The 25,040-nt window shown below is 62.3% G+C and carries 32 protein-coding genes; 13 read left to right on the plus strand and 19 right to left on the minus strand.

Annotated features, from left to right (window positions below):
- Window positions 1-94: 94 nt before the first annotated feature.
- A complete protein-coding gene (locus tag AB5Y81_RS08685; RefSeq protein WP_017765356.1) occupies window positions 95-307 on the plus strand; it encodes a hypothetical protein in 213 nt (70 codons plus the stop codon).
- A 128-nt stretch (window positions 308-435) separates the two neighbouring features.
- Here the strand turns inward: AB5Y81_RS08685 and AB5Y81_RS08690 are convergent, their stop codons facing one another.
- The 6 genes from AB5Y81_RS08690 to AB5Y81_RS08715 form a co-directional block, all read right to left on the minus strand.
- Window positions 436-810 carry a hypothetical protein gene (locus AB5Y81_RS08690; protein ID WP_279485250.1) on the minus strand — a complete coding sequence of 125 codons (375 nt, stop codon included), beginning with the start codon at window positions 808-810 and terminating at the stop codon, window positions 436-438.
- A gap of 58 nt (window positions 811-868) precedes the next feature.
- Window positions 869-1,120 carry a hypothetical protein gene (locus AB5Y81_RS08695; RefSeq protein ID WP_010636053.1) on the minus strand — a complete coding sequence of 84 codons (252 nt, stop codon included), beginning with the start codon at window positions 1,118-1,120 and terminating at the stop codon, window positions 869-871.
- Between the two features lie 222 nt (window positions 1,121-1,342).
- Window positions 1,343-2,245 (minus strand): hypothetical protein, encoded by a 903-nt coding sequence (locus tag AB5Y81_RS08700; RefSeq protein WP_279485251.1) that lies wholly within the window; start codon window positions 2,243-2,245, stop codon window positions 1,343-1,345.
- An 11-nt stretch (window positions 2,246-2,256) separates the two neighbouring features.
- Window positions 2,257-3,024, minus strand: coding sequence for a hypothetical protein (locus AB5Y81_RS08705; protein ID WP_005335887.1), 768 nt, complete (start codon window positions 3,022-3,024; stop codon window positions 2,257-2,259).
- 12 nt (window positions 3,025-3,036) lie between these two features.
- A complete protein-coding gene (locus tag AB5Y81_RS08710; protein WP_042006165.1) occupies window positions 3,037-3,579 on the minus strand; it encodes a hypothetical protein in 543 nt (180 codons plus the stop codon).
- 23 nt (window positions 3,580-3,602) lie between these two features.
- Window positions 3,603-3,887 (minus strand): DnaJ domain-containing protein, encoded by a 285-nt coding sequence (locus AB5Y81_RS08715; RefSeq protein WP_005305278.1) that lies wholly within the window; start codon window positions 3,885-3,887, stop codon window positions 3,603-3,605.
- A gap of 288 nt (window positions 3,888-4,175) precedes the next feature.
- On the opposite strand from AB5Y81_RS08715, the gene AB5Y81_RS08720 reads away from it, so the two are divergent.
- Window positions 4,176-4,604: a hypothetical protein gene (locus AB5Y81_RS08720; protein WP_017765349.1), complete on the plus strand. Its 429-nt coding sequence runs from the start codon at window positions 4,176-4,178 to the stop codon at window positions 4,602-4,604.
- A 75-nt stretch (window positions 4,605-4,679) separates the two neighbouring features.
- Here the strand turns inward: AB5Y81_RS08720 and AB5Y81_RS08725 are convergent, their stop codons facing one another.
- The 4 genes from AB5Y81_RS08725 to AB5Y81_RS08740 are packed head-to-tail and all read right to left on the minus strand — an operon-like array spanning window position 4,680 to window position 8,452.
- On the minus strand, window positions 4,680-5,204 hold the full coding sequence (locus tag AB5Y81_RS08725; RefSeq protein ID WP_279485252.1) for a thioredoxin domain-containing protein: 525 nt from the start codon (window positions 5,202-5,204) through the stop codon (window positions 4,680-4,682).
- A gap of 3 nt (window positions 5,205-5,207) precedes the next feature.
- The gene (locus AB5Y81_RS08730; protein ID WP_279485253.1) at window positions 5,208-5,963 is read right to left on the minus strand and encodes a DsbA family protein; all 756 of its coding nucleotides are present in this window, start codon (window positions 5,961-5,963) and stop codon (window positions 5,208-5,210) included.
- 10 nt (window positions 5,964-5,973) lie between these two features.
- Window positions 5,974-8,016 carry a protein-disulfide reductase DsbD gene (locus AB5Y81_RS08735; protein WP_279485254.1) on the minus strand — a complete coding sequence of 681 codons (2,043 nt, stop codon included), beginning with the start codon at window positions 8,014-8,016 and terminating at the stop codon, window positions 5,974-5,976.
- 55 nt (window positions 8,017-8,071) lie between these two features.
- A complete protein-coding gene (locus tag AB5Y81_RS08740; RefSeq protein WP_106553716.1) occupies window positions 8,072-8,452 on the minus strand; it encodes a hypothetical protein in 381 nt (126 codons plus the stop codon).
- A 176-nt stretch (window positions 8,453-8,628) separates the two neighbouring features.
- On the opposite strand from AB5Y81_RS08740, the gene AB5Y81_RS08745 reads away from it, so the two are divergent.
- The 4 genes from AB5Y81_RS08745 to pspG all read left to right on the plus strand — a co-directional run bounded on the left by AB5Y81_RS08745 (window position 8,629) and on the right by pspG (window position 10,696).
- A complete protein-coding gene (locus AB5Y81_RS08745) occupies window positions 8,629-9,357 on the plus strand; it encodes a 1-acylglycerol-3-phosphate O-acyltransferase (RefSeq protein WP_124249303.1) in 729 nt (242 codons plus the stop codon).
- Between the two features lie 206 nt (window positions 9,358-9,563).
- Window positions 9,564-10,226 carry a phage shock protein PspA gene (gene pspA / locus AB5Y81_RS08750; RefSeq protein WP_017782532.1) on the plus strand — a complete coding sequence of 221 codons (663 nt, stop codon included), beginning with the start codon at window positions 9,564-9,566 and terminating at the stop codon, window positions 10,224-10,226.
- A gap of 2 nt (window positions 10,227-10,228) precedes the next feature.
- Entirely contained in the window at window positions 10,229-10,435 is a 207-nt protein-coding gene (locus tag AB5Y81_RS08755) for a PspC domain-containing protein (RefSeq protein ID WP_005305247.1), read from the plus strand.
- 42 nt (window positions 10,436-10,477) lie between these two features.
- A complete protein-coding gene (pspG, locus tag AB5Y81_RS08760) occupies window positions 10,478-10,696 on the plus strand; it encodes an envelope stress response protein PspG (RefSeq protein ID WP_010636066.1) in 219 nt (72 codons plus the stop codon).
- A gap of 95 nt (window positions 10,697-10,791) precedes the next feature.
- On the opposite strand, the gene AB5Y81_RS08765 is transcribed toward pspG, so the two are convergent.
- Window positions 10,792-11,193, minus strand: coding sequence for a GIY-YIG nuclease family protein (locus tag AB5Y81_RS08765; RefSeq protein WP_017778345.1), 402 nt, complete (start codon window positions 11,191-11,193; stop codon window positions 10,792-10,794).
- Between the two features lie 44 nt (window positions 11,194-11,237).
- Between AB5Y81_RS08765 and AB5Y81_RS08770 the strand changes: the two genes are divergently transcribed.
- Window positions 11,238-11,972: an ABC transporter substrate-binding protein gene (locus AB5Y81_RS08770; protein WP_005305238.1), complete on the plus strand. Its 735-nt coding sequence runs from the start codon at window positions 11,238-11,240 to the stop codon at window positions 11,970-11,972.
- Here the strand turns inward: AB5Y81_RS08770 and rarD are convergent.
- The gene (gene rarD, locus AB5Y81_RS08775) at window positions 11,954-12,862 is read right to left on the minus strand and encodes an EamA family transporter RarD (protein WP_017778344.1); all 909 of its coding nucleotides are present in this window, start codon (window positions 12,860-12,862) and stop codon (window positions 11,954-11,956) included. The genes AB5Y81_RS08770 and rarD overlap by 19 nt on opposite strands.
- 102 nt (window positions 12,863-12,964) lie before the next feature.
- Here rarD and AB5Y81_RS08780 point away from each other — a divergent pair, with 102 nt between their 5' ends.
- Window positions 12,965-13,546, plus strand: a complete 582-nt coding sequence (locus AB5Y81_RS08780; protein WP_017778343.1) for a uracil-DNA glycosylase family protein — start codon at window positions 12,965-12,967, stop codon at window positions 13,544-13,546.
- 10 nt (window positions 13,547-13,556) lie between these two features.
- Here the strand turns inward: AB5Y81_RS08780 and AB5Y81_RS08785 are convergent, their stop codons facing one another.
- Entirely contained in the window at window positions 13,557-14,414 is an 858-nt protein-coding gene (locus tag AB5Y81_RS08785) for a DMT family transporter (protein WP_005305226.1), read from the minus strand.
- Window positions 14,415-14,505: 91 nt separating this feature from the next.
- Here AB5Y81_RS08785 and AB5Y81_RS08790 point away from each other — a divergent pair, with 91 nt between their 5' ends.
- Window positions 14,506-15,396 carry a LysR substrate-binding domain-containing protein gene (locus tag AB5Y81_RS08790; protein WP_017778342.1) on the plus strand — a complete coding sequence of 297 codons (891 nt, stop codon included), beginning with the start codon at window positions 14,506-14,508 and terminating at the stop codon, window positions 15,394-15,396.
- A gap of 109 nt (window positions 15,397-15,505) precedes the next feature.
- Here AB5Y81_RS08790 and znuB read toward each other — a convergent pair whose 3' ends face one another.
- Window positions 15,506-16,285 carry a zinc ABC transporter permease subunit ZnuB gene (znuB, locus tag AB5Y81_RS08795; RefSeq protein ID WP_010636072.1) on the minus strand — a complete coding sequence of 260 codons (780 nt, stop codon included), beginning with the start codon at window positions 16,283-16,285 and terminating at the stop codon, window positions 15,506-15,508.
- 21 nt (window positions 16,286-16,306) lie between these two features.
- The gene (znuC, locus tag AB5Y81_RS08800) at window positions 16,307-17,071 is read right to left on the minus strand and encodes a zinc ABC transporter ATP-binding protein ZnuC (protein ID WP_019838979.1); all 765 of its coding nucleotides are present in this window, start codon (window positions 17,069-17,071) and stop codon (window positions 16,307-16,309) included.
- 94 nt (window positions 17,072-17,165) lie between these two features.
- Here znuC and znuA point away from each other — a divergent pair, with 94 nt between their 5' ends.
- Together znuA and AB5Y81_RS08810 are read left to right on the plus strand one after the other, a co-directional pair.
- On the plus strand, window positions 17,166-18,080 hold the full coding sequence (gene znuA / locus AB5Y81_RS08805; protein WP_019838978.1) for a zinc ABC transporter substrate-binding protein ZnuA: 915 nt from the start codon (window positions 17,166-17,168) through the stop codon (window positions 18,078-18,080).
- 85 nt (window positions 18,081-18,165) lie between these two features.
- Window positions 18,166-18,840, plus strand: coding sequence for a transglutaminase-like cysteine peptidase (locus AB5Y81_RS08810; RefSeq protein ID WP_123246654.1), 675 nt, complete (start codon window positions 18,166-18,168; stop codon window positions 18,838-18,840).
- Here AB5Y81_RS08810 and AB5Y81_RS08815 read toward each other — a convergent pair.
- Together AB5Y81_RS08815 and AB5Y81_RS08820 are read right to left on the minus strand one after the other, a co-directional pair.
- On the minus strand, window positions 18,835-19,776 hold the full coding sequence (locus tag AB5Y81_RS08815; protein WP_005305209.1) for a TAXI family TRAP transporter solute-binding subunit: 942 nt from the start codon (window positions 19,774-19,776) through the stop codon (window positions 18,835-18,837). The genes AB5Y81_RS08810 and AB5Y81_RS08815 overlap by 6 nt on opposite strands.
- On the minus strand, window positions 19,776-21,068 hold the full coding sequence (locus AB5Y81_RS08820; RefSeq protein ID WP_216973421.1) for a LapD/MoxY N-terminal periplasmic domain-containing protein: 1,293 nt from the start codon (window positions 21,066-21,068) through the stop codon (window positions 19,776-19,778). Before AB5Y81_RS08820 ends, AB5Y81_RS08815 begins: the two co-directional genes overlap by 1 nt.
- A 259-nt stretch (window positions 21,069-21,327) precedes the next feature.
- Between AB5Y81_RS08820 and mepM the strand changes: the two genes are divergently transcribed.
- Window positions 21,328-22,665, plus strand: coding sequence for a murein DD-endopeptidase MepM (gene mepM, locus AB5Y81_RS08825; protein ID WP_005305203.1), 1,338 nt, complete (start codon window positions 21,328-21,330; stop codon window positions 22,663-22,665).
- Window positions 22,666-22,731: 66 nt separating this feature from the next.
- Here the strand turns inward: mepM and AB5Y81_RS08830 are convergent, their stop codons facing one another.
- On the minus strand, window positions 22,732-23,676 hold the full coding sequence (locus tag AB5Y81_RS08830) for a D-2-hydroxyacid dehydrogenase (protein WP_195879355.1): 945 nt from the start codon (window positions 23,674-23,676) through the stop codon (window positions 22,732-22,734).
- Between the two features lie 162 nt (window positions 23,677-23,838).
- Here AB5Y81_RS08830 and AB5Y81_RS08835 point away from each other — a divergent pair, with 162 nt between their 5' ends.
- Entirely contained in the window at window positions 23,839-24,420 is a 582-nt protein-coding gene (locus AB5Y81_RS08835; protein WP_005305197.1) for a YjaG family protein, read from the plus strand.
- Window positions 24,421-24,468: 48 nt separating this feature from the next.
- On the opposite strand, the gene AB5Y81_RS08840 is transcribed toward AB5Y81_RS08835, so the two are convergent.
- On the minus strand, window positions 24,469-24,948 hold the full coding sequence (locus AB5Y81_RS08840; RefSeq protein ID WP_005305194.1) for a MarR family winged helix-turn-helix transcriptional regulator: 480 nt from the start codon (window positions 24,946-24,948) through the stop codon (window positions 24,469-24,471).
- Window positions 24,949-25,040: the final 92 nt, after the last annotated feature.

A 25,040-nucleotide genomic window follows, 5' to 3' on the forward strand; every position in this document is an offset into this window, starting at 1 on the left:
CTACCACGGTGCTTCTGACAAATGTCGATAGCGTCGCGCTCATCGCTCTGCTCGCTAAGCTTGAAGGGTGTAGCACAATGCCGGGAGGCCAATCATGGAAACAGAGAAAGCCATCGGGCTGATCGAGGCCCACGGAGTCTTTCACGGGGATCACTACAGCTTCAACAGCGGCGAGTTCGTGCAGTGGTGCCAGGAAGATGCCCACCAGACCCTCAGCCTGGAGCAGGCCAATCACGAGTTGGCGCCCTTCTGCATCCGGGTCGGTTTCGCCGAACCGGTCCGGTCGTGGCGTTACTATCTCACCTGAACTACCTCACCTGAGATGTGAAGCAGAGGGCGGGACGAGCCGCGCGATGCGGTGAGTCAGTGAAAAAGGAGCCGGCAAGGCTCCTTTCTTGTGATGGGCTGGGCGCCGGGCGAAGGCGTAGAGTGGCCCTAGTTGTCGAAGTTCCAGGCAATGGGCAGCTCAAGATCGAAGACGAGCTGATCCCCGTTGAGGGTAAAAGCCACGCTGGTCTGGTGCTGGTCATATTCGTCGATAAGCCGGCAGCTCTCGGCGAAGTTGGACTCGTAGTTGAGGCGCGCACTGCCGCCGGTGTTAGCCTCGTCGAGTTCTACCTCCAGTACCCGCAGTGGATCTTTCTGGCTGAGCTTGACCCGGCTGTCACCCACATCCACCAGTCGCTCCAGCAGGGGGAAGAAGTCCTGTCTGTGGGCCTCGATGGCTTGGGCGATAGCCTGCTCCAGCTCGGCGCGGCTGGCAAGGGGGCCACTTAACGTGTAGCGGCTCTGTATCCTCTCCTGGGTCATGCTCAGTACCTCTCAGATGTTGCCGGCGGGGGTCTTAGTCCTGGCTGCGATGGGGCGCTCAGGCGGGGATGCGACCATTGCGCACCAGGGCCCGGCGGATGTTTTTGCACAGCTTGCCGAAGCGCTGGATCTCGTCGAAGGAGGGCGGAATGCCGCGATCGATCTGATATTGCCAGTAGCAGAGGTCCGTATCCACCAGCTCCATCAGCTTCTTGGGGCAGCCGATACAGGTGTTGTCCGGCCCGCACTTGAAGGTATCCGGTTGGTAGAGCGGAAATTCCGCTTTCACGGCGTCGATGATCTGCTGCATCGCGGTGATCCTGTCGGGCTTTCTGCTCACGGCCTTGCTCCCCTGCGGCTTGTATGGGGGAGTCATTATATCCATGTCAAAAATGTGGCCAATGACGCTTACGGGGTAGTTTTCTGCCAAGGGCGGCTGTAATAGCCAGGGTTTCTGCTGCCCGTGGAATGCCTGATAGCACAACGCCCGGCAAGCCGGGCGTTGTGACAGGGTGAAGGGGAAAGCCCGTCATCAGAAGTCGTGGTAGAGGGGCCAGCCGAGCAGGGGGTGGCGGATCCCGGCGCGCATCTCCATGTTGTCGAGCTTCTCCGGCGAGGCGTCCTCTTTTTGCAGCTGCTGGTACTGGCGCACGAAGCCGAGGGTGTGCAGCAGGTTCGGCACAAAGCCCGGGCTCAGCTCCTGACGCAGGGCGGCGGCCATGTCGGCGGGCAGCGCACTCAGCATCAGGGCGAGCTGAGCGGCGAGGTAGTCGGTGTCGTACCAGCCCTCGTCGAGCTCAATCTCCCGCGCCAGTTTGCGCTTGAGATCCTGCTTCACCTTGAGCGGGGCGGCGCCACTGCCCTTGCCGCAGAGGATGCGGTAGAGCAGCGCCTCGGCCAGCTTGTCCTCCATGGTGGGGTGGTCGCTCTCGCAGGCGAAGAAGTGCTGGTCGATGAGCCCCATCAGGCGGCTCTTGTTGTGCTCTGTCAGCGCCTTCTCGTACTCCTGCCACCCTTGCCACTCCTCCACATCGGGCGGGCTCGAGATCTTGTCCAGCAGGCGGGCATCCACGTCACCGTAGAGGCTGTTGCCAGCCTGCTTGGGGCTGACGGTGATGAGCATCGACCAGCCCTTCTGGAACGGCTTGATGGGGCCTTCCGGCGCCTGCAGCAGCGCCAGCGCCTTGGCCGGGTCCCGCGCCGAGAGCTCCTGCAGGCCGAGGCTCACCACGCCGATGACGTCGTGGGCGGCCTGCTCCAGCAGGTGCATCTTGTACTTGTTGTAGTACTTGTCGGCGAATTTCAGGCTCATCAGCACCGCCTTGCCCTTGATGGCGGCCAGCTGTTGCGCGGTCAAACGTTCATTGTCGTGGCCAAAGCGCAGCACCTGGGTCAGAAAGGGGCCCTGGTTGGCATCGCGAATGACTAACTGCATGAATAGGCTCCTTAATCCAGAAAGCTGAACATGTCGTCGACGTCGCCGTACTCGTCTTCCTCGACCTTGTTCTTCTCTTTGGCCTGCATCACCAGCTCGGCGGCAAACTTGTTGATGATGCCGTCCCAGGTCGAGTGCTCATTGCGCAGCAGCGCCTTGATGGCTTTCTCCACCTCGGGGGCCAGCTCGCGAATGAGCATCAAGAGGCTGCGCGGGTCATCCAGCGCGTAGTCGTGGACATCCTCGCTCTGCTGGCGCTCGCTGTAGCGCAGGGACTCTTCGAGATCTTCCTCTTCGGCGTGCAGCACGTCGCGATAGCCTTCGTCCTCTTCATAGCGATCGCCGCGATAGAACTCGATGAAGGGGATGGCGAGGTAGAAGAGACCGGCCGGATCTTCGGCCACGCACTCGAGGATCTCGCGCTGCTTGGCTTCGCTATCCTGGGTGCGGATCAGGTAGTTGAGGAAGTCGAAGGTGTGCTGTTGCAGCTCGTCGGCGTTGTTCTTGATCGCCTCTTCCCAGTAGAGCGGCTGCTGGCAGACGATGTCGCGGATCCGCTCCGGGGTCATCAGCTCGGAGATGATGGAGGGGAAGGAGATGTCGTGCTGGCCGTTGATCTGGGTCAGGGTGACGATATCAATATTTTCAATGACTTCCGCCAGCTGGTCGTCAGACATGGTCTTGGCGATCAGCTCGAACTTCTCGCTGGCCTGCTTCGGCTCGATGACGGCCAGCTCTTTGATTTCGATGGCGGTAATTTCTATCAGACTGTTGCTCATGCCTTGCCCCAATTAGAAACGGACTTCGTCGTACATATCCTGCTCGCCCTGGTCGTCGCCATAGCGGTCGCTGCCGCCGTGGTAGTCGGCGTCGGCATCTTCTCCATCTTCCTCTTCTTCGTCGCGCAGATCGTAGTCGTCATCGCCGCGGTGGCTGCCGCGCGGCAGAGGGTTGTCGAGCAGAAACAGCACGGCGCAGGCTTCCATCAGCTGATCTTCGCTCTGGGCCCGCACCGCCTTGACCAGCGGCAGGGCGGCGTTGTTGAAGCCGACGCTCACCTTGAACTCGTCCCAGCTCGGCTGCTCGCCACTCGCAAGCCACTTGTTCCACTGCCCCTTGGCCTTGGCCGGGAACTGCACCCGACCATAGAGGGCGAGCGGCAGGTATTCGGGCATGAACTCCAGCATGCTCATGTCGGCCAGCAGCAGGCTTTTCATCTGGTCGGTGAACTGCTCGAGCCCCTTGGGGTCGTCCTGATCCCGGTAGGATTCGATGTTTTCACTTGCATCGCTTTGCAGGGCCTTGAGCCGTGCCTGGTCCCATTTTTTTTGCATAGTCGCTCTTCTTGCCTGGTGGCTCAGGGGTAGAACTGGTCCCACATCTCCTGCATGGCAGCAGCGGGATCGGTCACGATGACGTTGTTGAAATCCTTGATAAAGGCGGCCCGCTGTTTCGGATCAGACAGCACTTCATAAGCCTGCTTTACCTGGTGCAGCTTGAGGGCTGCCTGCTCTTTCTCTTCTTCGCTCGCCCCGTGCAGTTTGTCGGGGTGGTACTGGTTCGACAGCCGACGATAGGCTTTTTTGATGTCGTTTTCACTGGCGTTGGACTTGACGCCCAACACCCGGAAGTAGTTGTTCATGACGGATCCTGCCTCACTGGCATCGTGGAATTGACCCTGCGCTGGCCTGGCGGCGGGGATCTTGGCAAACCAGGCTCGGCAAAAACCCGACATTTTAACGTAAACAGGCGGCCATCGCCATGAATAGGAAGAAAAGTAACCAGGGGGAAGCGCGGTCGGTGCACCTTGCGATCTGCCTCCCGGTAGGGGGTGGTACCGGGGCTACACTACAGGAGGCGCCGGGCGTTGCCCTGGCGATCTTCAGCAGGCCTCGGTCGGGCCGAGACCCTTACTAAGGAATGGACAGCCATGCTCAAATTTTATCTTCTGCCAATGGTACTGCTGGGCGGCCTTGCCATCGCCGCCGATGAGAGCATCGACGAGCCCTTGATGTTCATCAAGGGGGACATCACCAAGGCCCAGTTTATGGAAAGAGCCGAGCAGCGTTTTGCCCGGCAGGACACCGACAAGGATGGCACCCTGTCGGTGGCCGAGAGAGAGGCCGCCATGGCCAAGATGCACGAGGCGATGCAGCAGTCCGGCCAGGCCATGCCGGGCAAGATGGGAAACATGGGCAACATGAGGCCGATGCAGGACACGACCAAGGCGCAGTTCATGGCGCGCCATGAGGCCCTCTTCACCCGGATGGACAAGAACGGGGACGGGGTACTCGACGAGGCCGAGCGGGCCAGCGCCAGGGGGCGGCTCGGTCAGGGCGCCATGGCGCCCACGAAATAGGCTTGTCAGCTTTCAGATGAAAAAGAGCCCGGTCGTGATACCGGGCTCTTTGCATACATTGCTGGGCTGACTGGATTACCAGCCGGCCCACAGCAGGCGGGCCTTGAGCCCGAGCCACGAGCTCCAGCCGGTGGTGCTGCTCACCAGCGCCCCATCCTTGATGACGAGGAAGGTGGGGGTGACCCCCACCTGCCAGCGTGCGGCCAGATCTCCCCGCTCATCGTTGTGGGTGGGAAAGGCGAGCCCCTTCTTCGCCATCCCGGCGCGCAACTGCTCATCGCTGCCGGAGCGCAGCGCCACCGTCAGCACGTTTTCACCCTCCTGCCACAGGTTCTCCACGGTCGGTGTGGTGAAGCGGCACACCCCGCACCAGCTGGCCCAGTAGTAGACCAGCAGCGGCTTGTCGCGGCTCTGCTCGGCCAGACTGGTGATGGTGCCATCCTGCAGGGTGAAGGGAGCTTCCATGGCCCCCGCCGGCAGGGTGGGGCTGCGCCACAGATCCAGCAGGGTGGAGATGACCAGCGCCATCAGCAGCAGCCAGAGCGCCTCCTTGCCCCAACGGCGCCAGCGGGGGGCATTTACGACTGCATCCTCCGCCATGGCTTAGCTCCGCTTGGCCAGCTCGGCTTTGACTAGCTGCTCCAGTTCGTCATAGGGGAGGGCGCCCGGCACCAGTTGGTTGCCGATGAGCGTCGCCGGGGTGCCCTGCACGCCCAGGAGGGTACCGATGCGAAGGCTGTTGCGCAGCTCCTCGGTGGCCTTGGCATCGGGCTTGAGGGCCGTGTTGCCGGTGGCCGCCAGCGCCTTGTTGATGTCCGCCTCGGTCAGCATCCCCTGCTTGCTCATCAGCTTGTCGTGCAGGGCGAGGAAGCGGGCCGGCTCCTGCTGCCACAGGGTCAGGCTGTACTGGGCCGCCTTGGCCGAGCTCTGCCCCTTGAACGGCAGCAGCTTGACCACCAGCCCCAGATCGTCGGGATAGGCCTCGAGCAGTTTGGTCAGGCGGGGATCGAACTGCTTGCAGTAGGGGCAGTTGTAGTCGGTGAACAGCACCAGGGTCAGCTTGGGATTCTTGGCGCCGAGCCGCGGGCTGGTGGCACTGTTGAACAGCACATCCTGATTGCCCTTGATGAAGTTGCCGAGCTGGGCCTCCTGGGCCGCGGCGTTCTGTTTTTCCCAGGATTCGGCCGCCTCGTCGAGGATCTTGGGGTTGGCGACCAGTGTCTCGCGAATGAGCTCCTTGATACGCGCCTCCTGCTCCGGGGTGAAGGGGGCCGCCTGCAACAAGGGGGCACTCAGGGTGCCGGCAAGCAGGGCGGTGCAGAGGGTCAGGGTGCGCAGTTTCAGGGTACGCAGGGTCATGGGATTCTCCTTAAAAATGGGTGACATCGGTCCGGACGAGGCCGGCCTGGTGCAACACGTCGAGCAAGTCGGCCTTGTCCAGCAGGGGAGAGAGGATCTCTCCCTCTGGCAGGCCGGGCCCGTAGATCTGGTTAAAAGGGACGGCGGCCGCGCCGCGCTGGCGCAGGAAGGCGGAGATGGCGTCGCTCGGTCGGCTCCAGTCACCGCGCAGGGCCACTACGTCCGGAGCCGTCAGGGCGCTCTGCACCTCGTCACGCAGCAGCACGTTGTACTTGTTGGCCTTGCAGGTGACGCACCAGTCGGCGGTGACGTCGACGAAGACCCGCTTGCGCTGGGCCAGCGCATCGACGATGGCCTGCTCGGTGAGCGGCTGCCAGGCGATGCGATCGACGCTGCCCGCCCCCTGCGCCGTGAGGGCGCCACCCAGCAACAGGGCGCCGCCGATGAGGGCCGAGAGGGAGAGGGCCAGCGTGAAACCGCGCATGCCATAGCGCCAGAGGATGCCGATCAGCGGCGTCAGCAGCATGGCGGCCATCAGCCAGCCGGTAGCCGTGCTGCCCAGATGGTTGCCAAGCAGGCTCGCCAGCCAGAGGCTGGAGCCCAGCATCATCAACCCGAGCAGGATGCGCAGCCGCCCCATCCAGCGGCCCGGTTTGGGCAACCAGAGGGCGAGGCGCGGCAGGGCCGCCACCAGCAGCCAGGGCAGGCTCATGCCAAGGCCGAGCGCCGTGAAGATGAGCCAGAGCTGGCCGAGCGGTGCCGCCAGCGCAAAGGCCACCGCGGTGCCGAGGAAGGGGGCCGAGCAGGGGGTGGCCAACAGGGTGGCGAAGCTCCCCTGCAGGAAGTGGCCACCGAGCCCCTTGCCGCCGCTGGTGGCGAGGCGAGTATTGAGATTGCTGGGCAACCTTATCTCGAACAAGCCCAGCAGGTTGGCGCAAAACAGCAGGGTCACCGCCACCATGAAGCCGATGAAGCCGGCGCTCTGGAACTGGATCCCCCAGCCGACGGCGCCCTGAGTCGCGCGCAGCAGGCTGCTCATGGCCGCCAGCACCCAGAAGGAGGCAATGATCCCGGCACTGGCGGCGAGGAACTGCTTGCGCACCTGTCGCTGTTCGCGCTCCTGCTGCTGCAGCACCGTGCCCAGTTTCAGGGCCAGCACCGGCAGCACGCAGGGCATCAGGTTGAGGATGAGGCCGCCGAGCAGCGCCGCCCCCAGCAGCCAGATGAGAGGCTGGCCTGGGGCCGGCAGGGCGAGAGGCCCGGCGATGGTGGCGCTGGTCTGCCAGGCCTCATCACCGCTGCCGAGCAACAGGCCGAGGGATTGGCCACGCAAGTCAGGGGCATCCCCCTGCCAGCCGTCGCTGACCGGCACCCGGGCGATCAGGGTGTTGCCGCTCACCTCGAGCGCCGGCTTGCCGAACTCGGCCCCCTCCAGCGCATCGATAAAGAGCGCAGGCGCCTGCCAGCCCTCTGCCCGCTCGGCGCGCAGCTGCAGCTGGTTGTGCTGGTAGCCGAGCTCGACCCGGGTATCGGCGGGCAGCGTTTGCGGCAAGGTACTCATGGCCTGGGCCCAGGCGAAGTCGAAACCGGCCGGCGCCTGCCCATCCACCGCCAGGGTGAAGGGGTAGTCGGTCAGGATGCAGACGTTGCTGCAGGTGGAGAGGCGCAAGGTGCCCTTGAGCGGCTGCCCGGCGGGGGAGTCCAGGCTCAGGGGGAAGCGTACCTGTTGCTGATAGCCCTGGGTGCTGAGCCCGGCCACCTCGAAGGGGCGCGGCGTGGGCCAGTGCCACTGGAAGTTGCCGACCGGCTGCTCCCACAGGATCTGGGGCGCTATGCCCCCTTCACCCGGGCTGCGCCAGTAGGTTTTCCAGCCGGACTCGAGGGCCACCTCGAGCAGGATGCGGGTCTGGTCAGGGACGCTGCGGTCGGCTTGCAGCCTGACCTTGGCGTGATCGTTCTGGGGGCTGGTGAGCCAGCCCGTATCGCTGGCCAATCCAGTGGATTGCCACAGCAGGCAGCCCAGCAGCAGGCTCGCCTTGAAGAGAGTTGACATAGATGTTGTCTCGCAAAAAATGAATGACAGCAGGCTGAAAAAAGCGCGGCTGAACTCATTCCCGCCAGACACAGAGGGTGAGGTGAAGTCGTCGTTCGGGGGGCGACACGGCCCGTGGCGGCGGCAGTGGCGGCGTGTAGCGCCAGAGCGGGGCCAGCAGCGCGATGAGCAGGGCCACCGCAAAGAACAGTTGCTCGAGGCAGAGCAGGGTGGTGGCGCTCAGCCACTTGCCGTTGAGCTGGCAACTGCTGGGCTGCGGGCTGGTGGGCGTGCCCTTGTCGGCCTGGTCGTCGGCCGTGACGAAGGAGGGCAGAGCCTGACAGCTGAGAGCGTGATCGAGCAGGGCCAGCCGGGCCAGCGGCTGGGCAGCGCAATTGAGTACCAGCAGGCAGACCAGCAGCAGGAGTCGTTTCGCCACGCGTTGTTGGTGAATCATGCTCGCCCCGTTCATCAAGATGGCCACATCCTAACGGCCAACGCCGGGTGGGGCAAGCCGCCGTCTGTTTTAAGGCAGAGGGGCGAGCGGCAGGGGTGGTCGGTTCTGTCTGGCGAACGCTTGTTCGCTAAAAGGGGGACCAGTATACTGCGCCGAGTCAAAATCCGAGGTGTTCGATGCTCAAAATTGCCCGTGTGCTGCTGCTTGGTCTGCTGCTCATCTTCTGGTTCCTGTTCGGTCTGCTGCTGTGCCTGGTGCGTCCGCGCCATCCCAACAACGTCTATGTCTTTGCCCGCATGTATCACGCCGTATGTCCGCTCATCGGCCTCAAGGTCCGGGTGACGGTGGTCGACGAGGTGAAGTCGGTGGGACCGGCCGTCTACGTCTGCAACCACCAGAGCAACTACGACATCTTCACCGTGACCGGCGCGGTGCAGCCCGGCGTGGTGGCGGTGGGCAAGAAGAGCCTGCTGTGGCTGCCCTTCTTCGGCCTCATCTTCTGGCTCTCCGGCAACGTGCTGATCGACCGCTCCAACCGCTCACGTGCCATCGGCACCATAGGCCAGGTGGTGGATCGCATCAAGGCACGTGGCACCTCCATCTGGATGTTCCCGGAGGGAACCCGTTCCAAGGGGCGCGGCCTGCTGCCATTCAAGGCGGGTGCCTTCCATACCGCGGTGCAGGCTGAGGTGCCGGTGGTACCCATCGTCTGCTCCAGCTACTTCGGCCAGATCGATCTCAACCGCTGGGACAACGGCGAGGTGCTGCTGGAAGTGATGGCCCCTGTCTGCAGCAAGGAGCATGGCGCCGCCGGCATCCGCGAGCTGTCCGAAATCTGCCGCAGCCGGATGGAGGCCAAGCTGGTCGAACTGGACAGCAAGCTTGGCCATACCCGCGCCGCCTGAGCCTGTCACTGATTGCATGAGGGAGCCGTTGGCTCCCTTTTTTATTGGTGAAAATCACCACCAGATCGGTATTTTTCGCCACCAAGACGGTGTTGAAAATATCTGATAAAACCTCATCTATATGTAAGTAAAGGAAAAATAATTTTGGCACGGCTCTTGTAATGTTATGGGAAGAGATAGCCATCCCATCAACAAGGAGCCAGACCATGAGCGTATTTAGCCGCCTGACCGACGTGATCAATGCCAACCTGCACAGCCTGCTCGACAAGAGCGAAGAGCCGGAGAAGATGCTGCGGCTGATGATTGAGGAGATGGAGCAGGTCCAGGTCGAGATGAGAACCCAGGCCGCCCGCGTCATCGCCGAACAGAAGCAGCTGGAGCGCCATCAGCAGGCGTTGCAACACCAGATCCTGGAGTGGTCGGCCAAGGCCGAGCTCGCCATCCAGAAGGGACGCGAGGATCTGGCCCGGGCCGCGCTGACCGAGAAGCTGGCCGAGGTCAAAAAATGCGAACAGCTGGAGCAGGACAAGGCGCGGGTCGCCGAGGTGCTGGCCCAGCTCACCGCCGACAGCGAGCGGCTGGCCGCCAAGCTGACCGAGGCGCGTGAGAAGCAGAAGCTGCTGACCCTGCGCGAGCAGACCGCCCACAGCCGGCTGCGAGCCCGTGCCCAGGTGGACAACCAGCGCATGCACGAGCTGATGGCCCGTTTTGACGGCTTTCAGGGCAGAGTCGATCAGCTGGAAGCTCAGCTGGAGGCGGCAACCCTGGGGCAGAACCCCTCGCTGGAGGCCCAGTTCCGCGAGCTGGAGCTGAACGACGAGATTGAACGGGAACTGGCCCGCCTCAAGGGTCAAAAGGTGGAGGCATAACCATGACGCCCTGGCCGAAGGATCTTGCCCATCGCAAGCTGACCGGAGTCTGCGCCGGCATCGCCAATGGGCTGGGGCTCTCCAGGGTGACGGTGCGGGTCGCGGCCCTGATGGCGCTGATCCTGATGCCGCCCCTGGCCCTGGCCATCTATCTGCTGGCGGTGCTGATCATGCCGCCCCGTCGTGAATTGAAGCGTTGGCTGGATTGACCCCGGGTCATCTGGCCGCATCAACCCAGTGAGGAGCACAACATGCTGGAATTTATCGTCTTGATGCTGGTCTTGGTCGGCATGGCGCTGGCCGGATTCACCGTGCTGGCCATGTTGCTGGTGAGCGGCGTCTTCGTGCTGTTTGGCGCGTTGGCCGGCATGTTTGCCCTCATCATCAAGCTGGCGCCCTGGTTGCTGGTGCTGCTGGTGGTGTGCTGGTTCATCAGCAGTCGGCGCAAGCAGGCCAATACCTACCGTTGACACTCCCTGTTATCGGATCCTTCCTTGGTCGCTGCATGCAGCGGCCTTTTTTGCGTTTGCTGGCTCATTAGCAGTCGGCGCAAGCAGGTTAATGCCTACCGTTGACACTCCCTGTTATCGGATCCTTCCCTGGTCGCTGCATGCAGCGGCCTTTTCTGTGGCCGGGCGGCGGCCAGCCATGATTCGCTGCAGGCGAGCCAGCGCTCCGGCTGGCTGATCAGCTGCTCCTTGAAGGCTTTGCTCTGCTGCTTGAGTCGGTATTCGAGGCGCAGCGCCGTGCCTTTCTCACCGACGGCCTGCTGCCATGCCAGGGTCAGTGGCCCCTTGCCGCGCAGGGCGCGGGCTCCCTTGCCACTCTGGTGCTGGCGCAGGCGGCGGAGCGGATCCGTGCTGATCCCGGTATAGAGCAGGCCGCCGGCGGTGCGCACCATGTAGATGAACCAGTGGCGGGTGGGCGGGCTGGCAGTTGGTTTGGCGCCGCTAGGGGGTTTTCTCATTCGATCTCTCTGTGCCACACTCAAGAGCAGCCCAAGGAGGTGCGATGCGAGCATGGTGGTGGTTGTGGTGTCTGCTGTCGATATCGGCTCATGGCGAGACGCTGCGTCTCTACGACTATCATCAGCACCCCCCTTTCATGACCGGGGAGCAGAGCGGTCTGAGCCGGGATCTGGTCAAGTATCTCAATGAAAAGCTTGGCGGAGAACCCAAGCTGGAACTTTGGCTGGTGAATCGTGCCAGACTGGCGCTGGAGATGTCGGATCCTGGCTTTGATGGTCTGGTGGCCTGGGTTAATCCCGCTTGGGTGGGGGATCCCCAGCGCGAGCGCTACCTCTGGACCTTTCCCATCATGCGCGATACCAACGAGCTCATCTCGAGTGCCGACAGACCGGTCACCTATCGCGGGCCCGATTCGCTCAAAGGGATGACCTTCGGCGGCATCGAGGGGTACCACTATCAGGGGATCGACGAGGCGTCGGCCAGAGGCGATCTGGTGCGGGTGGATGCCAAGAAGGTCAAGACCAACTTCAGCCTGCTGGTGCGCGGCCGCATCGACGTGACCCTGGTGCCGGGCTCGGCGCTCACCTTCTTTACTCACGACCCCGCCTTTGAGGGCAAGCTGTTCGTCTCGCCCTTCGCCCAGTCCAGCTATACCCGCCACATACTGTTGCCCAAATCCCGCAGCGATCTGCATGACAGGCTGAACGACATCGCCGAGCAGATGGACCGGGATCCCAAGTGGCACGCCATCCTGGAGTCCTACCGCGGCAGACCCTGAGCGTCGGCGTTGCGGCGCAGATGGCGCCCGAGCCTGTGTAGCGGCAGCAGGCTCACCAGCAGGCCGGCCCAGACGAAGGCAAACCCCACCGATTTCACCGGATCCGGCGTCTCGCCAAACCAGAAGATGGCGAGCAGGAAGGCGAGGCTGGGCTCGATATATTGCAGCAGACCCACCGTGCTCATGCGGGTGCGCATCATGCCATAGCAGAACAGCCCCACCGGCAGCAGGGTGGCGGGGGCACTGCCCATCAGCAGCAGTCGCTCGGTCCAGTCACCGGCCATAAATTGGCTGGCGCCGCTCACCGCCAGAGCGCCGATGATCAGCAGGGCGACGGGCAGCTGTACCAGCGCCTCGAGGTAGAGGCTGACGCCGGCGTCATAGTGCACCTTCTTCTTGAGCAGGCCATAGAGGGCGAAGTTGGCCCCCATGACCAGGGAGAACCAGGGCAGCTGGCCGTAAGAAAAGAGCATGTAGGCCAACCCCGCCAGGGCTAGCGCCACCGCCAGGTGTTTTTGCGGGGTGAGCTTCTCTTTGAGGAACAACACGGCGAAGACGATGTTGAACAGCGGCGTCATGAAGAAGGCGAGGCTGGTGGCCAGCACCTGGCCGGTGGTGAGGCACCAGGTGAACATGCACCAGCTGATGGACATGACGGGGCCGGCCAGCAGGATGAGGCCGAGCTGGTGCGGTTCGCTGCGCAGCCGCGCCCAGGGCACCCGGTAGCCGACGACGAGGAACAGGATCCCCAGCAGCACCGCCGACCAGAGTACCCGGTGGGAGAGCAGCTCCCACATGTTGACCGCGGGCATGAACTGGTAATAGAGGGGCAGCATGCCCCACAGCACGAATGAGAGGGCCGCGCTGCCGGTGCCCATCCAGTTCTTCATTTCGCTCCGTTTATTAAATTAAACAAATGTGGCTGCATAATAAGTATCTGCTGAATCTTTCACAAGCAGGATCCGGGGGAAAACTCTGTTACTATCGGGCCCATGAACCGACTCGACAGTTTGTTTGCACAGATCCGTGCCTGCCGCCTGTGCGAGGCACACTTGCCGCTCGGGCCCAGACCGGTGATCCGTGGCAGCGAGCACGCTCGCCTGCTGATCATCGGCCAGGCGCCAGGCACCCGGGTGCATGCCAGCGGCATCCCCTGGGACGATCCTTCCGGCGATCGCCTGCGCCAGTGGCTCGGAGTGGACAAGGCCACCTTCTACGATGAATCCCGCATCGCCATCATGCCGATGGGGCTCTGTTACCCCGGCAAGGGCAAGTCGGGGGATCTGCCGCCGCGCCCCGAATGTGCCTCCACCTGGCACGACAAGGTATTGATGCTGCTGCCCAACATCGAGCTGACCCTGCTCATCGGCCAGTATGCGCAAGGCCACTACCTGCGGGATGCGGCGAAAGGGTCGCTGACCGAGACGGTGCGCAGCTGGGCGGACTACGGTCCGGCCTGGTTGCCGCTGCCGCACCCGTCACCGCGCAACACCTTCTGGCTCAAGAAGAACCCCTGGTTCGAGCAGGATGTGGTCCCCCATCTGCAACAAAGGGTCGCCCCGCTGCTGGGGTGACCCTCGTTGGCTAGAGCGCCGGTTCGGCCTGTGGTTTGGGCTTGCTGCGGGCCATGGCTATGAGCGGCAGTATGATGCACAGGCACCCCAGCAGCAGCGGCAGGCCCGGCTGCTCATCGAACAGCCATACCCCGATGGCGACCGCCATCAGCAGGCCGGTGTACTCGGCGGAGGCGATCTTGCTCGCCTCCGCCTTGCGATAGGCCACCACGCACAACCCCGCATAGACCATGATCAGCGCCGAAGAGCCGAAGGCGGGCCACCACATCTGCCACTGCCAGTCGCCCCCTTCCCACCAGGCCAGCGCCAGGATGAAGGGCATGCTCAGCACGTTGGTAAAGAACAGGGTCTGGGCGATGGGCTGCTGGAGCGGGATCCGCTTGATCAGCAGATTGTTGAGCGCCATGGAGAGCGCTACCCCGAGTGCGGCCAGCGCCGCCCAGTTCACCTCGGTGGGGCGCAGCACGATCAGCACCCCGACAAAGCCGATGAAGGCGGTCAGCACCTTCTGGCGCGAGATCGCTTCCCCTGCCAGCCACACCGCCAGTGGCACCATCATCAGCGGCGCCGCATAGAAGAGGGCGTTGGCGGTGGCCAGCGGCAGCCGGGTGAGGGCGATCACCATCAGGCAGACGCCGATGGCCCAGATATGGGCGCGCAGCAGGTGCCACTTGAGCGCCACCGGCGGGTTGCGACGCCATGACCAGAGCAGCCAGGGGGTCAGCAGGATGGCGGCGGAGAGCTGGCGGAAGAAGACAAACTGAAATACCGGCTGATCCGGCTCCAGCACCTTGACCAGCGCGTCGGAAAAGACTGCCACCATATTACCCAGCACCAGATAAAGGATGCCGATCCCCACTGCGTTCATGCTACCTCCTGCGTCAGATGAGGGAAGGGTAGCCCGCGCTTCGTTATCCAGTAAAATGATAAAAAATCACCATGCATGAGAATTTTGGATAATGAAGCTGCCTCCCCTGCGTGCCGTTCAATACTTCGAAGTGGTTGCCCGCCTGCTCAGCTTTTCCCGCGCGGCCCTTGAGCTGAACGTCAGCCAGAGCGCGGTCAGCCATCAGATCCGCCTGCTGGAGGATTTTCTGGGGGAACGGCTGCTGCTGCGTCAGGGGCGGCTGCTGTCGCTGACGGCGCAGGGCGAGGTCTATTTCGAGGGGATCTCCGCCGGGCTCGGCCAGATTGCCCAGAGCAGCGAGCAACTGCGTGGCGGCGGCGAGATGCGGCTGCGGCTCGCGGTCTACAGCTCGTTTGCGGTGAAGTGGCTGATCCCGCGCCTGGCTGGGCTGCGCCAGCTCTATCCCGAGCTGGATCTCAGCCTGGAGATGGTGGCGGAGGATCCCGAACTCTCCGATCGAGTGGCGGACTGCTTCATCACCGTCTCGCCCCACGGTCGGGGCTATTGTCATGATCTCATCTACCGGGAGCGGCTCTTCCCGGTCTGCAGTCGCCGCTTGCTGCAACAGGTGGAGGGGGAGTGGCCGGACGCCATCTGGCAACTGCCGTTGCTGTCGGTGCAGTCCATCTACAAGGCGCGGGGAGAGGATTGGCAGCGTTGGGCCAAGGCCGGGGGATTGGTGATCCCGGCGGAGGCGCGGATGCACCACTTCAGCCATGTGTTGCTGGCGATGGAGGCTGCGGCCTGGGATCAGGGGGTGGCATTCGTGAACGACTACATGCTGCGACCGGATGATCCCCAGCTGGTGGCCTTGCCGGTACACCAGCTGGAGACGGGGGATGCTTTCTACTTCACCTGCAAGCGCTCGCGGGCCCATGAACCCGCCATCAGCCGGCTGCGCCAATGGCTGATGATGGAGACACGCCAGAGCATGCCTCTCTAGGCTCAGGCTTTCTTGAACTGGCTCAGCACAAACAGGCTGGTGGCACAGACCACCACCGACGGGCTGGGATGTGGAGTGACCTGATTACAAGGGTCAGGCCACTTTAGGCTCAGGCTTTCTTGAACTGGCTCAATACGAACAGGCTGGTGGCGCAGACCACGACAGACGGGCCTGCCGGCGTGTCCTGATACCAGGAGAGCAACAGCCCGCCGAGTACGGCAAGGCAGCCGATGAGGGCGGCGAAGCCGGCCATCTGCTCCGGTGTCCGGCTGAAGCGGCGGGCGGTTGCCGCAGGGATGATCAACAAGGAGGTGATGATCAGCGCCCCGACGAACTTCATCGCCACCGCGATCACCAGTCCGATCAGCAGCATCAGCACGCAGCGCAGCACATCGACCCTCACCCCTTCCACCCGGGCCAGCTCCTCCGAGATGGTCATGGAGAGCAGGGGATCCCACAGCCGCCACAGGGTGAGCAGCACCAGGGCGCCGCCGCCGTAGATCCAGATCAAGTCCATCGGCTGCACCGAGAGCAGGTCACCGAACAGGTAGGCCATCAGATCCACCCGCACGTTGTCCATGAAGCTCAAGGTGACCAGACCGAGCGACAGGGCGCTGTGGGCCAGGATGCCGAGCAGGGTATCGGTGGCCACCTGCTGGTTGCGGCTCATGATCACCAGCAGCATGGCCATGGCGAGGCAGCAGACCACCACCGCCAGGGTGAGATCCACCTGCAGCAGGATGCCGAGCGCGATGCCGAACAGGCAGGCGTGGGAGAGGGTGTCGCCAAAATAGGCCATCTTGCGCCACACCACGAAACTGCCGAGGGGGCCGGCCAGCAGGGCGATGCCGAGGCCGGCCGCGAGGGCGTATAACAGAAAGCTGTCCACTTGATGATCCTGTCGGGTACGTTATTGATTGCGGGAGGGCAGGCGAATGACGGGGGCCTGCGGTTCATGATGATGGTGTTCGCCGTCGCAGTGGTGATGGTGGGTGTAGACCGCCAGCACCTCCTGCTCCGGTCGGCCGAACAGACGGGCAAACTCGGGGTGGCGGGCCACGCTCTCCGGTTCGCCGTGACAGCAGACGTGGCGATTGAGACAGATCACCTCGTGGGTGCTGGCCATCACCAGATGCAGATCGTGGGAGACCATCAGCACGGCGCAGTTGAACTCGGCGGCCAGCTGGCTGATGAGGGCGTAGAGCTCGATCTGGCCGTTGATGTCCACCCCTTGCACCGGTTCGTCCAGCACCAGCAGCTCGGGTTTGACCAGCAGGGCGCGGGCCAGCAGGACCCGCTGCATTTCGCCGCCGGAGAGCTTCTGCATCCGGTTGTCCAAGAGATCTTCCGCACCGACCCGGTTTAGTGCCTCCTCGATGGAGAGGCGGCCATTCTTGCCAAGCTGCAGGAAGCGACGCACCGTCAGCGGCAGGGTGGGATCCAGATAGAGGCGCTGGGGCACATAGCCGACCCGCAGGTCGCGGCTGCGGGTGATTTGGCCCGAATCCGGCGTGAGCAGGCCCAGTACCAGCTTGCTCAGGGTACTCTTGCCTGCCCCGTTGGGGCCGACTAGGGTAGTGATTTTGCCTTTGTTCAGGGTAAAGGAGACCTTGTCGAGCACGAGTCGTCCATCAAATGAAAGACAGACCTCTTTCAGCTCCACCAGTTGGGTCATGACAGCTCCGGGGTTTACAGCCTGTGAGAGTTATAATATAACAATAACGTTGGTTTGTTATATTATCACACACACACTTCCTGACGAGATCTCTATGCGAATTCTTGCCCTGATCACTGCCCTGCTGGCGGTGAGTCTGCCTGTCCGCGCCCTCGAGGTGCTGACCACCATCAAGCCGCTGGGTTTCATCGCCGCCGCCATCACCGACGGCGTGAGCGAGCCCAAGGTGTTGCTGCCGACCGGCGCTTCGCCCCACGATTTCTCCCTGCGCCCCTCTGATATTCGCAGCATCAACGAGGCCGATCTGGTGGTGTGGGTCGGCCCCGAGCTGGAAGGTTTCATGGCCAAGCCGCTGGCCAAACATCTCCATGTGTTGACCCTGACCCGGGTCGAAGGGATGCCGTTGTTTGACTACAGCAAGCAGGTCGGTCATGAAGAGCACGCTGACGAAGCGCATGAAGGCCATGACCACGACGGTCATGAGGGGCACCACCACGAGGGCGTCGACCCCCACATCTGGCTGGGTCCGACCCAGGCGCTGGTCATCGCCAATGCCCTGAGCGAAACTCTGAGCGCTCAGGATCCTGCCAACGCCGAGCGTTATCGCGCCAATCTGCTCGCCTTCAAGACCAAGGTGGAGGCCAAGGACAAGGTGATCGCCGAGCAGATGAAGGCGGTGAACCAGAAGGGCTATTTCGTGTTTCATGAAGCCTATGGCTACTGGGAGCGCCACTATGGCATGAGCTCCAAGGGCCACTTCACCGTGAGCCCGGAGCGACGCCCCGGTGCCAAGACTCTGGTGGAGATCCGCAAGGCGCTGGAAGAGAAAAAAGCGAGCTGCATCTATGCCGAGCCGCAGTTTTCGCCGGCGGTGATCGAGTCGGTCGCCCGCAATACCGGCGCCAAGGTGCTGTTGCTGGACGAAGTCGGTGAACAGGTGCCGCTCGGTCCGGATGGCTATCCCCGCTTCATGCAGCAGCTGGCCGACGCCTTCGCCGAGTGCCGTTGACCGCGTCGAAGCGCCCGCGTGCCCGCCACTGGGGCCGCCAGAGGCAACTATACTGACCTCCAGCATCTGACAGGGAGTGTCTGGTATGAAATGGCTGCTCGTTCCCACCTGCACGTTGGCGCTCTGCTGTGCCAGCGTGCAGGCTTCCCGCCTCTCCGAATACATGGCCAGCCCTGCACTGCAGGCAAAATTGCAGGAGGTCTATGGCGGTCGGGCCCTCCAGCGGGCGGAGGCCTTTTCGCGTCTGCTGACGCCAAGGGCCGGCACCACGGATCAGCAGAAGATCGAGCTGGTCAACAACTACTTCAACAACCTGACCTACAGCGAGGATCCCAAGTTATGGGGGATGGAGGATTATTGGGCCAACCCGCTGGAGTTTATCGGTGCCCGTGGCGGTGACTGCGAGGATTACAGCATCTCCAAGTACTACACCCTGATGGAGCTTGGGGTGGACGAGAAGAAGCTGCGGCTGGCTTACGTCAAAGCGGTGCGCTACAACCAGTTTCATATGGTGACGCTCTACTTCGCGACCCCCAAGTCGGATCCGCTGGTGCTCGACAACATCAACAACCGGATCCTGCCCGGCAGCAAGCGGACCGATCTTATCCCCGTCTACAGTTTTGATGCCAAGAGCATCTGGATCATGAAGTCACGCCGGGAAGGGACCCTGGCAGGCAGTGCCGACAGGTTGGCGCAGTGGACCTCGATGAAGACCCGCTTCTCCAGCGAGCAGTTGCGCTCCCCCCGCCGTCAGCTATAGCTTGCCCGCCGCTTTCAACTCCTCGAAATATTTTGCCGCGCCCGGATGCTGTTCGATGCTCAGCACCGGGCCGGTTTTATTGCGCGCCTGGTGAAACAAGTTGGCGTAACCGTAGGTTTGCTCATTGAACTTGGTTTGCTGGGCCAGCATGGCCCGGGTCAGGCGGTAAACGTCGGCCTGTGGCGTGCTGGCGGTGGTTACCAGGGTGGCGGCGATGGCAAAGGTCGGCGTCGCCTTGAGGTTGCCCGGATAGATACGCGCAGGGATCTGGCTGCGTTGGTAATACTTGACCCCCTTGAGCAGCTGATCCCGGGTTGCCCCCTCGATCGGCAGGAAACGCACGGGGCAGCGTTTGGCTGTATCCAGCACGATGCGGTTGGGGTGACCCATCACCAGGCCATAGGCGTCGATCTGTTTGCTGCACAGGGACTCGGCCAGATTGGCCACGCTCTTGAGATCGAGATCCTGCTCCTTGGCGCCCAGCACGTTGAACAGGGCGAGCGCCGTCTGGCGGGTACCGGAACTCTTGAGTCCCATGTCGATGGGGGCCAGCTTGAGTTGCTCCAGGCTGGTGATGTCGCCGTCGGCCCTCACCACTATGGTAAAGGGCTCGGCGTGAGTGGCGAAGATGGCCCTGAGCTCTGGTTGCGGCTGACTGGCATATGGACCCAGGCCGTTACTGGCCTGGTAGAGCCAGTCCGACTGCACCAGCGCATAGCTTGTTTCGCCGCTTTTCAGTTGGCGCAGATTTTCGATGGAGCCCGAGGTCGCCTGCGGCTTGCACTGCAGTCCGGCATCGCTCTTGTTGGCCAGCCGGCAGAACTCTTTGGCGATCTGGTGATAGATCCCCTGTTCACCGCCGGTGGCTATGGTGGTGGGGTTGGCCAGCAGCGGCAGTGGCCACAGCAGGGCGAGCAACAATCCGGTCCTGTTCATCATGCCTCCTTGCCGGCGTAGCCATCGATGCCCCAGTTGCGCAGGGTGTCGATATCCTGAATGTCGCCGGCCTCCGCCAGCAGGGTGTAGCCCGCACTGTGCAGGCACTGGGCCACCAGGTTCCAATAGAGCGGAGCCTGGGTCGGCTGGCAGCTGATGAAAACGGGATTGATGGGGTCGAGCTGATTGAAGGTCTCGTTGGTCATCGGGATGGCGCTGAAGGCCATCTCCACCCCTTGTTCCTGCAAGGCGGCCAGCCGCTCCTGGGCAAGGGGTGGCACATGTTCCTGATCCCAGCGCCAATCGAGGGTCTTGCCTCTGCCCTTGGCCAGCAGAGGTGCAAATTGAGCCCAGTCGGGGTGGCCGAGCAGGCTGAGCGGCAGCTGCAATCCCTCGACTGCATGGTGCAGCCAGAGATCGAGCAGGTGCCGGATCTCGTCCGGTGAACTGTTCAGTGACGGGGTGACTTCCGGAATGAGGCGGCTGTAAAGACGAATGCTGCCCTGGGTCGAGAAGAAGTGTTGTTGCAACAGCCCCTCTCCTGCGCAGGTCAGGGTCTGTAGCGGCTCATTGACCATGGGGAGCTGTTTGCCGAGCTGGCTTATCTTGAGCCGTTGCTGCAGCAGATCCCGTTTGCGTTCCGACACCAGCTGGTTGACCGAGCCGGCCAGCTCCTTGAGATCCTGCAGCCAGGGAGCGTCCAGGGTGCCACTGAACTGGCGCTTGCGGATCTTCACCAATTGCAGATTGATCTGCTCGAGCGGGCGCAGCAGCCGTTTGCAGACCCAGGAGATCACCAGGGTGAACACCAGCAGACCTGCCACCAGGGCCGTGCCGGTACGGCTGATCGCATTCCACAGATGCTGGTAGGCATAGCCCGTGTGCCCTTCCAGGGTGAGGGTGCCCAGCATGCGCCAGCCATCGGTCAGCTCCTGCTCAATTTTCACCGGCGGCATGTCGATAACAGAGGGGAGCCAGGTCGGCACGTTCTGTTGCGCGGTGTGGAAGACCTTCTGGAACAGCACCTGACCATCCGGATCCAGCAGGGTGACCGCGCTGACGAAGCCCCCGTCGAACATGGCGTTGACTATGGTCTCGGCCAGTACCTTGTCATCGTTGAGCAGGGTGCCTTGCAGCACCAGCCCGAGGGCGGTGATGGCGGTTTCCAGGTTGGCGGACATCTGATCGAGGATGGATTGCCGCACCGTGGTGACTTCCAGCATGAACAGCAGGACGGCGCCAATCAGGAACAAAATCAGGATGATTCGATTTAACAGTTTCGCTAACGACATATCCACTCCATGGAAAAGTTATCGCAACATGTTGAAACCTGGGGTCGGAGGTGAGCTGACCCGGCTCTTAAAAATAGGAAAAAATGGTTAAAAAAGACGATCATTTCTGCCCATGAAGGAATGTTATGCATAAAATGTGAGGTTCATGCAGATTGCTATGAACTAATTGTGAGTATTTAGGTCAAACAATCAGTTTTATACGGTTTCATAACAAACAGACTGACCACTAACACCCTTGGATCTAATGACAGGATAGCGGATGAAACGTCTCCGTCCCTTGGTAGCGCAGGCCGCCAATTGGGAACCCCCGGTTCCCCGCAAACACTTTTACGCCATGCTACTGCTGACGGCCATGACGCTGTCGGCGGTAGCCATATTGCCAGCCCCGGGTGACATCCTGGAGCGGCCGCTGCGACTGGAGTTGCCGATCGCCACCAATGGCACCGCAACCAACGAAGACAATACGGACTTCAACGACATCCCGGATCACGAGCTGGTAGAAGCCGCGACGCCGGAAGATGACATCCCGGCCGACGCCACCCCCCAGTGGCAGGATTACCGGGTTCGCAATGGCGAGAATCTGACCACCATCTTCAACAACCTGGGTCTCTCCACCACCACCCTCTACAAGGTGCTGGATGCCGACACCAAGAACAATCTGGCACGGCTCAAGCCGGGCCAGACCATCGAGCTGCTGATCGATCAGGACAACATACTGCAGCAGATGAAGATCCGCCTGAACATCAAGCAGACCCTGGTGCTGGAGCGTACCGACGACACCTACAGCGCCAACATGCTCAATGAAGAGGTGGAGTGGCAGAAGAAGAGCTATGACGGTGTCATCAATGGCAGCTTCTACGTGAGTGCCCGCAATGCGGGGATCCCGGCCAACCATATCCAGAAGATTGCCAACCTGTTCCAGTGGCGGCTCAACTTCGCCAAGGATCTGAAAAAGGGCGACAAGTTCAAGGTGCTGGTGCGCCAGGAGACGGTCGAAGGCAAGAGCACCGGCAACACCCAGCTGCTCGGGGTGGAAGTGTTCAGTCAGGGTCAGAACGTCTCTGCTTGGCTGTCCGAAGATGGCAACTACTACGATGGGCAGGGCAACAGCCTGGAGCGCGGTTTCCGCCGTTACCCGACCCACAGCCGCTACCGGGTCAGCTCCAGCTTCAACCCGAATCGCCGTCACCCTATCACCGGCCAGGTGCGGCCTCACGAGGGCACCGACTTTGCCCTGCCGGTCGGCACCCCCGTGATGGCAACCGGTGACGGTGTGGTACTGAAGGCGACCAGCCACCCGCTGGCCGGCACCTATGTGGTGATCAAGCACGGTCGTACCCTGATGACCCGTTACCTGCACCTGAGCAAGCTGCTGGTCAAACCGGGCCAGAAGGTGAAGATGGGCGACAAGATTGCCCTCTCCGGCAACACGGGTCGCTCCACCGGCGCTCACCTGCACTACGAAGTGCGGATCAACAACCGCCCGGTGGATGCCATGAAGGTCAAGCTGCCGATGGCGGAGCCGCTCTCCGGCAAGGAGAAGCGCCAGTTCCTCGCCAAGGTGAAGAGCTATCGCAAGGAGATGGAGGCCGGTTGATGCCTCTCTCGCCGAAATAAAAAGGCCCCGCCAGAATGGCGGGGCCTTTTTGTTGGCTGGTGGCCATCAATAGCCCTTGTCGAAGTCGATCTTGCCGTCCAGCGGCTGGCCGTCGATGAAGCGGATGTAGTTGCGCACGAAGATCTGGGCTACGTCCTCGGGGAAGCTGTAGGCGCTGTTGTGCGGCGTGACGATGAGGTTGGGCTGGCCCCAGAGCGGGCTGTCGGCGGGCAGCGGCTCCTGCGCGAACACGTCCAGCACCGCCATCCCCAGCTTGCCGGTGCGCAGTGCCGTGAGCAGATCCCCTTCGTGGATGGCGTTGCCGCGCCCCACGTTGAACAGGATGGCGCCCGGCTTGCAGTGCTCGAAACGGGCGGCAGTGAAGAGGTGATGGGTCTCGCGGGTGGCGGGCAGCACGCTGACGATGACGTCGGCCTGCGCCAGCATCTTGTTGAGAGCGGGCAGCTGATATACCTGGTCGAAACCGGCCCGTTCACGGCCACTGCGGCTGACGCCGAGCACCTTCATGCCGAAGTGCTTGCCGGTGTGGGCGATGTGCTGGCCTATGCTGCCGGTGCCCAGGATCAGCAGGGTGCGTCCCTTGAGACCGTGATAGGGGTGGCTCTGCCACAGCCGCTGCTTCTGCTGTTCCCGGTAGAGGGGGATCTGGCGCATCAGGCTGAGCAGATGACCGAACACGTATTCGCTCATCAGCGGGCCGAAGATGCCGCGCACATTGGTGAGCTGGTAGTCACGGCGGCAGCTGGCATCCAGCAGCACGTCGACCCCGGCGTAGGTGGATTGCAGCCAGCTGAGTTTGCCGGCCTTGGCCAGCAGCGGTTTGGCGCGCACCGGTTCGGCCATCAGGATGTGGGCCTCGCCGATCACTTTCTCGGCATCGCTCTGGTTGTCGGCTCTCAAAATGCGCAGATGAGGGAGGTGGGCCGCCTTGAGCAGGCGCTCGTAGTGAGCATTGTCCTGGCTGAGCAAAAGAAGGGTACGTTGACTCATACTCTTGTTCCTTATCAGATTTGCGGCGCGGGAGAGAGGCCGCTCTGCCTTCATCTTACCCGAGTTGACCGGCCAACATAGCCGACCAGGCCGCTTTTTCGTTTTCGCGCGGCCCCTCGTGGGCTACAATCTGCCCCACATTTTGCAAAGGATCCGACTCCAGTGTTTGGTGACAAGTTTTATAAGCGACTGGCCGAGCTACAGCCTTGGCAACAGACGGTCTACACCCTGGCGCTGGCAGAGCGCATGTACCCCAACTATGCGCTGTTTTCCCAGGCCTCCGGTTTCGGGGATGCGAAGGCATTTCGTCACGCCCTGGATCAGATGTGGAACTACCTGACGGTGAAAGGATCCCGGGTCAATCTGGGGGCGATTCTGGAAGCGTTCGAAGTCTACATTCCGGAACCCAGCAAGTTCGAATCCTACGGTGCCTATCCGGCGCTGGATGCCTGTGTCGCCTTGGGCTGCGCCTACAACTCGGTGATCTGCCGGGTGGGGGAAGAGGCCAACGACGCCAGCCATGCCTCGGTCGGTACGGTCGCCGGTTTCATCGAGATGCTGGAAGAGCGCGATCTCACCGACGAGGAGCTCTACGAGCACGAATACATGGAGGCCGAGCTGGAGTTCCAGGTCGAGCTGCTCAAGCGGGTGGCCCACGAGCGTGACAGCGACCGCATCCTGGCCGTGCGTGCCTTCGCCGCGCAGGACGGTGTCTCCAATATCGGCATCAGCCTAGAAGAGTGATCCCGCTCGCCTCGGCCCATAAAAAAAGCTCCCGTTCGGGAGCTTTTTTTATGCCCGCTCTTCGGTGAGGGGCCGGACGCTCAGCACCGGGGCCGCGTCTATCTCGTCGGCATTCATCATGGTGGAGATACGCTGCAAAGAGGAGAGCAGCAGAGTCTGCTCCCAGGTCTCAAGTGCTTGAAAACGCTGAATGAAGCGCTCCTGCAGCGGGGTCGGCGCCTGGGCCAGCAGGGCACGGCCTGCGTCAGTCAGTGTCGCATGCACCTTGCGCTTGTCGGTTTCGCTGCGGATGCGTTGCACCAGCTGGCGGCTCTCGAGGCGGTCCATGATGGTGGTGGCGGTGGCCTGGCTCATGTTGGTGTGATCCGCCAGCTGACGCATGGAGATCTGACCCAGCTCGTCGATCCCCTTGAGCAGCAAGAGCTGGGGCGAGGTCAGGCCTGCCTCCTTGATCAAGCGCTTGGAGTGCATGTCGATGGCACGAATGATCTGGCGCAGGGCGACCAACACTTCATCATGTTTTTCCATGGGGTATGAAATCGTCGAGGGGTGATTGGGAGGCGCAAAATTCTCCGCCTAATTCGTCACAAGGTCAATATGGTTTTTACTGTAATCTTTTC

Origin of the sequence: Aeromonas sp. s2, from assembly GCF_040907935.1 — a bacterium.
Lineage (GTDB): Bacteria > Pseudomonadota > Gammaproteobacteria > Enterobacterales > Aeromonadaceae > Aeromonas > Aeromonas dhakensis.

Coding starts and splice junctions, on each gene's coding strand:
- AB5Y81_RS08685 (WP_017765356.1), top strand. CDS start 95: ATGGAAACAGAGAAAGCCATCGGGCTGATCGAGGCCCACGGAGTCTTT.
- AB5Y81_RS08690 (WP_279485250.1), bottom strand. CDS start 810: ATGACCCAGGAGAGGATACAGAGCCGCTACACGTTAAGTGGCCCCCTT.
- AB5Y81_RS08695 (WP_010636053.1), bottom strand. CDS start 1,120: ATGCAGCAGATCATCGACGCCGTGAAAGCGGAATTTCCGCTCTACCAA.
- AB5Y81_RS08700 (WP_279485251.1), bottom strand. CDS start 2,245: ATGCAGTTAGTCATTCGCGATGCCAACCAGGGCCCCTTTCTGACCCAG.
- AB5Y81_RS08705 (WP_005335887.1), bottom strand. CDS start 3,024: ATGAGCAACAGTCTGATAGAAATTACCGCCATCGAAATCAAAGAGCTG.
- AB5Y81_RS08710 (WP_042006165.1), bottom strand. CDS start 3,579: ATGCAAAAAAAATGGGACCAGGCACGGCTCAAGGCCCTGCAAAGCGAT.
- AB5Y81_RS08715 (WP_005305278.1), bottom strand. CDS start 3,887: ATGAACAACTACTTCCGGGTGTTGGGCGTCAAGTCCAACGCCAGTGAA.
- AB5Y81_RS08720 (WP_017765349.1), top strand. CDS start 4,176: ATGCTCAAATTTTATCTTCTGCCAATGGTACTGCTGGGCGGCCTTGCC.
- AB5Y81_RS08725 (WP_279485252.1), bottom strand. CDS start 5,204: ATGGCGGAGGATGCAGTCGTAAATGCCCCCCGCTGGCGCCGTTGGGGC.
- AB5Y81_RS08730 (WP_279485253.1), bottom strand. CDS start 5,963: ATGACCCTGCGTACCCTGAAACTGCGCACCCTGACCCTCTGCACCGCC.
- AB5Y81_RS08735 (WP_279485254.1), bottom strand. CDS start 8,016: ATGTCAACTCTCTTCAAGGCGAGCCTGCTGCTGGGCTGCCTGCTGTGG.
- AB5Y81_RS08740 (WP_106553716.1), bottom strand. CDS start 8,452: ATGATTCACCAACAACGCGTGGCGAAACGACTCCTGCTGCTGGTCTGC.
- AB5Y81_RS08745 (WP_124249303.1), top strand. CDS start 8,629: ATGCTCAAAATTGCCCGTGTGCTGCTGCTTGGTCTGCTGCTCATCTTC.
- pspA (WP_017782532.1), top strand. CDS start 9,564: ATGAGCGTATTTAGCCGCCTGACCGACGTGATCAATGCCAACCTGCAC.
- AB5Y81_RS08755 (WP_005305247.1), top strand. CDS start 10,229: ATGACGCCCTGGCCGAAGGATCTTGCCCATCGCAAGCTGACCGGAGTC.
- pspG (WP_010636066.1), top strand. CDS start 10,478: ATGCTGGAATTTATCGTCTTGATGCTGGTCTTGGTCGGCATGGCGCTG.
- AB5Y81_RS08765 (WP_017778345.1), bottom strand. CDS start 11,193: ATGAGAAAACCCCCTAGCGGCGCCAAACCAACTGCCAGCCCGCCCACC.
- AB5Y81_RS08770 (WP_005305238.1), top strand. CDS start 11,238: ATGCGAGCATGGTGGTGGTTGTGGTGTCTGCTGTCGATATCGGCTCAT.
- rarD (WP_017778344.1), bottom strand. CDS start 12,862: ATGAAGAACTGGATGGGCACCGGCAGCGCGGCCCTCTCATTCGTGCTG.
- AB5Y81_RS08780 (WP_017778343.1), top strand. CDS start 12,965: ATGAACCGACTCGACAGTTTGTTTGCACAGATCCGTGCCTGCCGCCTG.
- AB5Y81_RS08785 (WP_005305226.1), bottom strand. CDS start 14,414: ATGAACGCAGTGGGGATCGGCATCCTTTATCTGGTGCTGGGTAATATG.
- AB5Y81_RS08790 (WP_017778342.1), top strand. CDS start 14,506: ATGAAGCTGCCTCCCCTGCGTGCCGTTCAATACTTCGAAGTGGTTGCC.
- znuC (WP_019838979.1), bottom strand. CDS start 17,071: ATGACCCAACTGGTGGAGCTGAAAGAGGTCTGTCTTTCATTTGATGGA.
- znuA (WP_019838978.1), top strand. CDS start 17,166: ATGCGAATTCTTGCCCTGATCACTGCCCTGCTGGCGGTGAGTCTGCCT.
- AB5Y81_RS08810 (WP_123246654.1), top strand. CDS start 18,166: ATGAAATGGCTGCTCGTTCCCACCTGCACGTTGGCGCTCTGCTGTGCC.
- AB5Y81_RS08815 (WP_005305209.1), bottom strand. CDS start 19,776: ATGAACAGGACCGGATTGTTGCTCGCCCTGCTGTGGCCACTGCCGCTG.
- AB5Y81_RS08820 (WP_216973421.1), bottom strand. CDS start 21,068: ATGTCGTTAGCGAAACTGTTAAATCGAATCATCCTGATTTTGTTCCTG.
- mepM (WP_005305203.1), top strand. CDS start 21,328: ATGAAACGTCTCCGTCCCTTGGTAGCGCAGGCCGCCAATTGGGAACCC.
- AB5Y81_RS08830 (WP_195879355.1), bottom strand. CDS start 23,676: ATGAGTCAACGTACCCTTCTTTTGCTCAGCCAGGACAATGCTCACTAC.
- AB5Y81_RS08840 (WP_005305194.1), bottom strand. CDS start 24,948: ATGGAAAAACATGATGAAGTGTTGGTCGCCCTGCGCCAGATCATTCGT.